Here is a 7,433-nt window from a genome sequence, read left to right as displayed (position 1 = left end):
AGCCCAGCTCAGAAGAGCTGGGCTTTTTGCTTTGCGCGGCGGAAGTGGCGGGGTGCAGAACAGCAGCACAGCGAAGCCCTCAGTCCCACATAAAACCCACGACAGCAGCACCGCGAACCGGCCAAGCCCAAGCTTGCGGCGCAAACCCAATCCCAAAACAAAGCCCAGCTACGCTGGGCTTTGGTCATTCAGGCATGGAATACAGCAATCGTGGCTGCTGTGAATGGATTTGCAGTGGGGGTATATGCCTAAGTGCTATTCAATTGAATGGCTTGCAGCTTATACATACAAGTTTCTGTGGCTGCCTTTAGATATGACAGCGTAGTTTGCTAATTCGAATTTGATTACTGTGGCCGCTGACTATCCCTGCGGAAAATGACTGTGCTAATTGCACTTACAGCATTTACCTTGCAGCATTGTCATCTAAATGCCTTTAGAATAACGCTCATTCTGACTGAGTTGTGGACCAAATCTGATGAGTTCCGTATTGAATGTGGTGATCTTAGCGGCCGGTAAAGGTACGCGCATGTACTCGAGTTTGCCGAAAGTGCTGCATAGTTTGGCCGGTAAGCCACTGGTGCAGCATGTGATTGATACGGCGCGTGGTTTGAATCCGGCCCAGCTGGTGGTGGTGTATGGTTTTGGCGGCGAACAACTGCAAAATGCTTTGGCTGGGCAGAATTTGGGCTTTGCCTTGCAGGCCGAGCAATTGGGAACTGGGCATGCGCTGGCGCAGGCTGTGCCGCAGTTGCAGGGGGATGTCACCCTCATGCTGTATGGCGATGTGCCACTCACTCGCTTGCAGACGTTGCAGCAATTGCTGGCCGCCAGTCAGGGTGGCAAGCTGGGTATTTTGACCGATATTCTGGATGATGCTACCGGCTATGGTCGTATCGTGCGTAATGGGGCTGGCCAGGTTACGCATATTGTCGAGCAAAAAGATTGCACGCCAGACGAAGCCGCAATCAAGGAAATGAATACCGGCATTATGGCCTTGCCCACTGTAAAGCTGGCGGGCTGGTTATCCGAGCTGAAAAATGACAATGCCCAAGGCGAATACTACGCCACCGATCTGATCGCACTGGCCGTGCGCGATGGGATTGAGATTGCTACGGTGCATCCCGCTATGCACTGGGAGGCCGAGGGTGTAAATAATAAGCTGCAATTGGCTGCGCTGGAGCGGATTCATCAGCAAGAATTGGCCAAGCAATTATTAACGGCTGGCGTCGGTTTAGCCGACCCTGAACGGATCGATATTCGTGGTGAAGTGCTACACGGCCAAGATGTCTACATTGACGTGAATTGCGTGTTTGAAGGCCGCGTGGAGCTGGGCCAAGGCGTACGTATTGGTGCGAATTGCTATCTGAAAAACGTGACCATCGCAGCAGGTGCAGTGATTCACCCTTTCTGCCATCTGGAAGAGGCCACCGTGGGCGCCGGGAGTTTGATCGGCCCGTATGCGCGCTTGCGCCCTGGTGCCGAATTGGCGGCGGAGGTGCACATTGGTAACTTTGTCGAAGTTAAAAAATCGACCATTGCACAAGGCAGTAAAGTGAATCATTTGTCGTATATCGGCGATACGACCATGGGCGCTGGCGTGAACGTTGGCGCTGGTACTATCACCGCCAATTACGACGGGGTGAATAAATTCCGCACCGTGATCGAAGATGAGGTGCGCATCGGCTCGAACAATGTCCTGGTGGCACCGATTACCATTGGCGCGCAGGCCACCACGGCGGCAGGCTCGGTAATTACCAAGGATGCGCCAGCGGGCCAATTGACGGTGGCGCGGGCGAAGCAGGTGAGCATTGCGAATTGGCAACGGCCCACGAAAAAATGAGGTGTCTGGCGCAAGGCCTCAGTAAGATTGCGGTGTAGAGATATACCACACTCGGCTCTGCCGAGTGTTTTCATTTGTAGCCTGTGTATAGCAGCGAGGAGTAGCACAATGCAGTGGCGGACAAGTTGGGTGGTAATGGTGCTGGCTTTGGGTTTGAGCGCGTGTGGTGGGGGCGGCGGTGGCGGTGATTCATCCACACCAACCCCGACCCCAGGCTCGACAACGATTACCGCTGATCCTGTTTCGCCGGAAGAGCCGATGCCGGTGGCTGTGAACCAGCCTTCATGGGGGGCTAAGTCGCTGCTGATTAGCGAAGTGAGCAGCAGTGGTTGGGTGGAAATCTACAACCCGAATGCGGTGCCAGTGGATGTGAGCAATGTGCTGTTGCGAACCACAAGCAACTTTGGCGCGATTACTGAATTTGCACTACCCGCGGTAACCATTGCGGCCCGCGGCTATCTGGTCGTGGCCCCCCGAATGAATCGCAGTGATCAGTCCTCACGGCAAATTGCTTTTGTCGGCACAACCAACCTTTATCCCAACTGGGGGAATAATGGGTTCGTTGAGTTAGTAAGCAACGCATTTAATGCCACGGTTGATTTTGTACGGATGGGTACTTCAACGACTGCACCCAAATTTAGCCCGAGTAGCGCTTGGTTGTCGCCTGGTGCCGCGCCAGCTTTGCCTAACGGCTACGGAAATTCCATCGTTCGTCCAGTGGCCAACATTGCGAATGATACTGATCTAGCCAGTGATTGGCAGGCTGTGAATTTCATTACCCCGAATGGCCCGAATGATGTTTCCGCGGCGGCTACGGACACGGATGACGATGGCATTCCCGATAGTGCTGAAGTCGTGGGCGGGACTTTTGCAGGCCTAGATTTATACAGTATGGGTGCGCGTACAGGTCAGCGCGATATTTTCCTCGAACTGGATTACATGTCGAGTAGCGATCCGGGCGTGAAGCCACGCAAAGAAGCCTTGGATAAGGTGGTGGCTGCGTTTGCTCGCCGGGGCTTTAGTTTGCATATTGATGCTGGCCCGAATATCGCCGGGTATAACTTGGGCAATAGCCAGTCTGTGCTCAGCTTTAATCGTTGTCTCGATTTGGGCGAGCCAAGTGGCAGTTGTGCCAGCGTGAATGTACTGAAAAGTAAGACTTTCGATACCCGTCGCACGCCGATTTTCCACTATGCCATCTCAGGTTACCAGGCTGGTGCGGCGTCTGGGGCAGCTGGCCTAGGTGAAGTGAATGGTAATGACTTTAATCTAACCTTGGGTTCGCTGGGGCTGAGTACTGTGAATACAGCCAGTACGAATTTGCTGATCAATCTTCAGGCCAGTACCCTGATGCATGAGCTGGGGCACAATCTGGGCTTGCTGCATGGTGGTTTTGAAGATCAGAACAGTAAGCCGAATTATCTGAGCATTATGAATTATCTGTACAGCAGTGCGGGCTTGCCGCCAGATCCACGGGGCGCAAATGCCGGTCAGCGCTGGTATTTCGATAAAGGCATGCGCGGAGTTAGCCTGTGCGGCAGCAATCCAGTAGATGCCGGCCCGTGTACTACCGACTTCATTCTCGATTATTCAGACGGTAGCTCGGCCAATCTGCTAGAGACAGGGCTACTGGAAACCGCGCTATTGGGCCGCGGTAGTAGCAGTGGTAGCAACTATATCGACTGGAATAAAAACGGTAATCTGGATACCGGTGCGGTCAGTGCCAATATTCGTTCCGGTACTTCTGCCAGCTCCATTGCGCTGCAAGATTACAATGACTGGGCCAATCTGCGCCTGGCGTTTAGCCGCTCTTATAGCGGCGTGGCGTTGACGCGGGGCGGTACCATGCCAACGCCTGCCGGGGTTGGTCATGACCGACAGCCGGTCGCGAGTGAGCCGCCGATTGTGATTCCATTCCACTAAACACAAGCAGCCTGCGGGCTGCTTTTTTGTTGCTGTGGGCGACTTAATACTGGTTGGTTGCAAAAGATACTAATCAGTAGACATTAGTACTTTCCAGTATTATTCTGTGAGCTCCAGTCCGGCCGGCTGGTTGTTTTGTCTGTTCGCGTCAAATCAATCACAGAAATACCCTGGAGAAGGTCATGAAAACACTCTCGCAATGGATGTTGCTGCTTACCGCCTGTGCCTCACTCGTGGCCTGTGGTGGCGGCTCCGATCATCCGCCGGCACAAGCCCAATTACGCGTCATTCATGCATCACCCGATGCGCCCAATGTGGATGTGTATGCTGGTGGGAATAAAGTCTTAAGCAATGTGCCCTATCAGGCGGCCAGTGGCTTGCTCACGGTTAATCCGGGCGCGCTCGCGGTGAAAGTCACCCCAACCGGTAGCAGCACTGGCGTTATCAATGCCACTCTCGATCTGAAAGCCGATACGCTCACTACGGTGGTGGCCGTGAACGAAATGGCCAAGATCGAGCCACTGGTGATTACCGAAGCGTCAGCCGCCCCGGCTACCGGCAAAGCACGTTTGCGCGTAGTGCATGGTGCCGCTACGGCGCCAGCGGTGGATATCTATATCACGACCCCAACAGCTGATCTGGCCACCACCACCGCAACGATTCCAAATGTGGCCTTCAAAGGCGTTTCTGCGGCGCTTGAAGTCGCTCCGGCTGATTATCGTGTGCGGGTCACTGCCGCTGGCAGCAAAACCGTAGTTTTTGATTCGGGCACTCTGCCAGTGGCCGCGGGTAATGATCTATTGGCCGTGGCGGTACCACAAGCCAACGGCAGTGCACCGATCAGTCTGTTACTTGTGAGCCGTGCGAGCTCGGGCAATGTGACTCAGGTGCTGGATGTGAATGCCAAACTGCGTGTAGTCCATGCTTCACCAGATGCCCCAGCCGTGGATGTCTTGGCCAATGGCAGCGCTATTTTGAGCAATGTGCCTTTCTTTACGGCCTCGTCTTATCTGACTGTACCGGCGGCAAATTACACTGTGGCACTGAACCTGGCCGGCACGAGCACTCAGGCCTTAACCGGCAGTCTGCAATTGGCCAAGGCCAGTAACGTCACCGTGTTCGCCGTGGGTTTGGCGACGGGTAGCCCAGCGCTGCAATATCTGGTAGCCAAAGATGATGCTAGCTTGCCACCAGCCGGGCAGGCTAAAGTACGGGTGGTACACGCCTCGCCGAATGCCCCAGCTGTCGATGTCTACGCTAACGATGCATTGGTGCTGAGCAATGTGGCCTTCCCGGCGGTAGCCGATTATCTGAAAGTGCCAAGCGGTAGCTATGTGTTCAAACTGCGCGCTGCTGGTGCGGCAGCCAGCTCGGCGCCGGCCTTTACTTCGGGCGCGGTAACCGTTGATGCGGGCAAAATTTATACCGTAGTGGCGCGTGGCTTGTTGCCGAATTCAACCGGCAATAGCAGCAAAGACTTCACGCTATCGGTGCTTGCCGACAACTAAGCCGTATCAAGAGCTTATCTTTTTAACAGCCGCAGATGCGGCTGTTGTTTTTGATGCTGAAAGCCATGCACATTGCGGCATGGCTTTCACGCGTGTAGCGACGCAGATGCGTATAATGGAGAACACACCGTCTCAAGTTAGATACCCTGCTGGGTATTGCCTTGGAAACCTCATCAAATAAAGACTTCAGGTATATACATCATGGCCAAAATGCTGGACCAAACCCTCACCGATGAAGAGCTCGATCAACTGGATCAGTTTTTATACTCGGATGCGGTGGGCAAAGATGCCATGTCGCTGTCGATGTTGCATGGCTATCTCACCGCCATTCTGATCGGCCCGGCGCAAGTGATGCCCAATGAATGGATGGCGCAAATCTGGGATAAACCCGAAGCCGTGATCTTTGCCCTGCCCGAAGCCGATAAAATGATTGATCTGGTTATGCGCCTGTATAACCAGATCGCTGACGAGCTGGCGCAAGATCCATCCACTTACGAGCCCATGCTGTATTGGGAAGACGACGCGCAAGAGCATTCCAGCATCGAAGAATGGAGCCTAGGTTTCTGTTACGGCGCGGGTCTGGCCGAAGAGCAATGGCAGCCTTTGCTGGATGAAGAAGAAGGCCAGTTTATGTTCATGGCCATCATGAGCGGCTCGGACGAAGAAATGCGTGAAGATATGCAGCGAGAAGGCATTGATCTGGTGTCGCACGACAACCAGATCGCCGAGCAATTGCCAGAAATGGTGCTGGAAATCCGCGATTTCTTCCGCAATCAGCAAATCAGCGCCAGCAAGCAACATCGTCTGCATTAAGCGGCCAACGCACCGCTTAGCAAGCCGCCTTCGGGCGGCTTTTTTGCATTCGCCCGGCGTTGGCTGCACGGGCGGGCGGCTTGGGGTAAAATGGCGTTTTGATTTGATAAAACGGCGCTTTGTCCGCCGTGCAAGGATGTTATGAGCCTCAAGTGCGGTATTGTCGGCTTGCCGAATGTGGGTAAATCCACGCTGTTTAATGCCCTGACCAAGGCCGGTATCGAAGCGGCTAATTATCCGTTTTGTACCATCGAGCCAAATGTTGGCATCGTTGAAGTACCGGATCCGCGCTTGGCTGAATTGTCCAAGATCGTTAATCCACAGAAAATCCAGCCCGCCATCGTTGAGTTTGTCGATATCGCCGGTCTGGTTGCTGGCGCCTCGAAAGGTGAAGGCTTGGGTAACCAGTTCTTGGCCAATATCCGTGAAACCGACGCTATCGTGAATGTGGTGCGCTGTTTTGAAAACGATAACATCGTGCATGTGGCCGGCCGGATTGATCCGATTGACGACATCATCGTGATCGGCACCGAATTGGCGCTGGCCGATCTGAATACGGTAGAAAAAGCCATTCAGCGCGAAGGCAAAAAAGCCAAAGCCGGCGATAAAGACGCCATCGCCCAGATCAAAGTGCTGGAAAAACTGCTGCCACATTTGAACGAAGGCAAACCCGCCCGTTCGGCCGATCTGAGCGCCGAAGAAAAGCTGGCGATCAAATCGCTGTGCCTGCTGACCATCAAGCCTGCCATGTACGTGGCCAATGTGGCAGAAGACGGCTTTAGCAATAATCCGCTCTTGGATAAAGTGACCGCCCACGCGCAAGCCGAAGGTGCGCCAGTGGTGGCCGTGTGTGCCGCCATTGAGAGCGAAATCGCCGAGCTGGATGACGCCGACAAGGTTGAGTTCCTCGAATCACTGGGGCTGGAAGAGCCAGGCCTGAATCGTCTGATTCGTGCCGGCTATGATCTGCTGGGCCTGCAAACCTACTTCACCGCAGGGGTGAAAGAAGTGCGCGCCTGGACGATCCACAAAGGCGATACCGCCCCACAAGCCGCTGGCGTGATCCACACCGATTTCGAGCGTGGTTTTATCCGTGCGCAAACCATCGCGTTTGATGATTTCATCCAGTACAAGGGTGAACAAGGCGCCAAAGAAGCCGGCAAAATGCGCGCCGAGGGCAAGGAATACGTGGTGAAAGATGGCGACGTATTGAACTTCCTGTTCAACGTTTGATTCAAACAAGCCATTTCAGACGATTGCACATGCTTGCAAGTGCATCACTGAAATCGACGCAAAGCCCCGTGGATACGGGGCTTTTTCATTTCAGTTCGTTGCATGCAACGACATCT

5 protein-coding genes are annotated in these 7,433 nt (G+C 54.1%); all 5 read left to right on the top strand.

Going from position 1 to position 7,433, the window contains the following annotated elements:
- The first annotated feature begins 475 nt into the window (after window positions 1-475).
- The 5 genes from glmU to ychF all read left to right on the top strand — a co-directional run bounded on the left by glmU (window position 476) and on the right by ychF (window position 7,317).
- The gene (gene glmU / locus QV747_RS11720) at window positions 476-1,840 is read left to right on the top strand and encodes a bifunctional UDP-N-acetylglucosamine diphosphorylase/glucosamine-1-phosphate N-acetyltransferase GlmU (protein ID WP_273432359.1); all 1,365 of its coding nucleotides are present in this window, start codon (window positions 476-478) and stop codon (window positions 1,838-1,840) included.
- Window positions 1,841-1,948: 108 nt separating this feature from the next.
- The gene (locus tag QV747_RS11715; protein ID WP_273432361.1) at window positions 1,949-3,763 is read left to right on the top strand and encodes a hypothetical protein; all 1,815 of its coding nucleotides are present in this window, start codon (window positions 1,949-1,951) and stop codon (window positions 3,761-3,763) included.
- 182 nt (window positions 3,764-3,945) lie between these two features.
- Window positions 3,946-5,271 carry a DUF4397 domain-containing protein gene (locus tag QV747_RS11710; protein WP_273432363.1) on the top strand — a complete coding sequence of 442 codons (1,326 nt, stop codon included), beginning with the start codon at window positions 3,946-3,948 and terminating at the stop codon, window positions 5,269-5,271.
- Window positions 5,272-5,472: 201 nt separating this feature from the next.
- Window positions 5,473-6,084, top strand: a complete 612-nt coding sequence (locus QV747_RS11705; protein WP_273432365.1) for a UPF0149 family protein — start codon at window positions 5,473-5,475, stop codon at window positions 6,082-6,084.
- A 141-nt stretch (window positions 6,085-6,225) separates the two neighbouring features.
- A complete protein-coding gene (gene ychF / locus QV747_RS11700) occupies window positions 6,226-7,317 on the top strand; it encodes a redox-regulated ATPase YchF (RefSeq protein ID WP_028448366.1) in 1,092 nt (363 codons plus the stop codon).
- The last annotated feature ends 116 nt before the right edge of the window (window positions 7,318-7,433 follow it).

Origin of the sequence: uncultured Chitinibacter sp. (assembly GCF_945957625.1) — a bacterium.
Taxonomy (GTDB): Bacteria; Pseudomonadota; Gammaproteobacteria; order Burkholderiales; family Chitinibacteraceae; genus Chitinibacter; species Chitinibacter tainanensis.
This window is presented reverse-complemented; position numbering and strand designations above follow the sequence as displayed.

Bases quoted from the DNA above. Each gene is read 5' to 3' on its own strand.
- QV747_RS11705 (WP_273432365.1), top strand. From the start codon at position 5,473: ATGGCCAAAATGCTGGACCAAACCCTCACCGATGAAGAGCTCGATCAA.
- ychF (WP_028448366.1), top strand. From the start codon at position 6,226: ATGAGCCTCAAGTGCGGTATTGTCGGCTTGCCGAATGTGGGTAAATCC.
- QV747_RS11710 (WP_273432363.1), top strand. From the start codon at position 3,946: ATGAAAACACTCTCGCAATGGATGTTGCTGCTTACCGCCTGTGCCTCA.
- QV747_RS11715 (WP_273432361.1), top strand. From the start codon at position 1,949: ATGCAGTGGCGGACAAGTTGGGTGGTAATGGTGCTGGCTTTGGGTTTG.
- glmU (WP_273432359.1), top strand. From the start codon at position 476: ATGAGTTCCGTATTGAATGTGGTGATCTTAGCGGCCGGTAAAGGTACG.